A 560-nucleotide genomic window follows, 5' to 3' on the forward strand; every position below is an offset into this window, starting at 1 on the left:
AACCAGCGTCCACATAATGAATTTCACCAGTCACACCCTAATCCACCTAATCCAACAATAAGAACTTTTGAGTTTTTAATTTTTTTTTGTCCTGAGATACCAATATCTTTAATAATTATTTGTCGAGAATATCTTTCAAGTTCGTTTGTTTTTAAGTTCATTTTTTTCCAGTAGATCCAAATCCACCTGAACCCCTCAAAGTGTCTGGTAAATCTTTTGTTTCTTCAAACTCAAATTTCAAAACTGGCATTAATACCATTTGAGCTATTCTATCTCCATTGTTAACTAAAAATTTTTCATTACCATGATTAAAAAGAATAATTTTAATCTCTCCACGATAATCACTGTCAATCGTACCAGGTGAGTTGAGCACTCCAATACTAGACTTGGCTGCAAGTCCAGATCTTGGACGTATTTGAACCTCTGTATCTTCAGGTATAGCAATTGCAAGTCCGGTTGGAATTAAAGCAGATTTATTCGGCTTTATTTCAATTGAATTTTAAATAAAAAAAAGTGTAATTTAAATTGGTGTAAAGTTGAAACTGGAGAATATAAAGGAT

General features: G+C 32.1%; 2 pseudogenes. Both read right to left on the reverse strand.

Annotation, left to right across the window (positions count from 1 at the left end):
* Window positions 1–35 precede the first annotated feature (35 nt).
* A pseudogene (locus AMN84_RS01760) lies at window positions 36–161 on the reverse strand (ThiF family adenylyltransferase); the annotation flags it as partial.
* Window positions 158–493 (reverse strand): annotated as a pseudogene (gene dut, locus AMN84_RS01765) (dUTP diphosphatase); the annotation flags it as partial. The pseudogenes dut and AMN84_RS01760, both read right to left, overlap by 4 nt.
* Window positions 494–560: the final 67 nt, after the last annotated feature.

It is taken from the genome of Candidatus Pelagibacter communis (genome assembly GCF_001180105.1).
GTDB lineage: Bacteria > Pseudomonadota > Alphaproteobacteria > Pelagibacterales > Pelagibacteraceae > Pelagibacter > Pelagibacter ubique_K.